Source organism: Burkholderia sp. BCC1998, assembly GCF_905339875.1.
In the GTDB taxonomy this organism is placed as follows: Bacteria; Pseudomonadota; Gammaproteobacteria; order Burkholderiales; family Burkholderiaceae; genus Burkholderia.
The window spans coordinates 1-796 of the sequence record NZ_CAJPHE010000085.1; the positions used below are offsets into that span (position 1 = coordinate 1).

The 796-nt window shown below is 64.9% G+C and carries 1 protein-coding gene; it reads left to right on the plus strand.

Annotation, left to right across the window (positions count from 1 at the left end):
• A partial coding sequence (locus U5A56_RS36885; protein ID WP_321927401.1) for an NAD(P)/FAD-dependent oxidoreductase occupies positions 1-796 on the plus strand: 796 nt, incomplete at both ends.

The window sequence follows — 796 nt, forward strand, 5'->3', positions numbered from 1 at the left end:
CCCCGACTGGAAGGAACAGGGTGCGCCGTTGAACGTCGAGGTGACCGAAGATCGCTTCCTGTTCCTGTCCGAGAGCAGCGCGGTCACCACGCCCAACTGGGCGCTGCCCGACAACTTCAAGAACCACGGCAACTACGTGATCTCGCTGGGCAATGTCACGCGCTGGCTCGGCCAGCAGGCGGAAGCCTTGGGCGTCGAGATCTTCCCGGGCTTTCCGGCTGCCGAGATTCTGTACAACGACGACGGCTCGGTCAAAGGCGTCGCGACCGGCAACATGGGCGTGGGCAAGGACGGCGAGCCGACCGAGAACTTCCAGCTCGGCATGGAGCTGCACGCGAAGTACACGCTGTTCGCCGAAGGCTGCCGCGGCCATCTCGGCCGTCAACTGATCTCGAAGTTCAAGCTCGACGCGAACGCGGATCCGCAGGCTTACGGGATCGGCATCAAGGAACTGTGGGAAATCGATCCCGCGAAGCACAAGCCGGGCCTCGTGATCCACACGGCCGGCTGGCCGCTGAAGTCGGATACGTACGGCGGCTCGTTCCTGTATCACATGGACAACAACCAGGTCGTGGTCGGCTTCGTCGTCGGTCTCGGCTATACGAACCCGTACCTGTCGCCGTTCGAGGAGTTCCAGCGCTACAAGACGCACCCGTCGATCCGCGCGTTCCTCGAAGGCGGCAAGCGCGTGTCGTACGGCGCGCGGGCGATCACGGCCGGCGGCCTGCTGTCGCTGCCGAAGACGGTGTTCCCGGGCGGCGCGCTGATCGGCGACGACGCGGGCTTCCTGAACGCA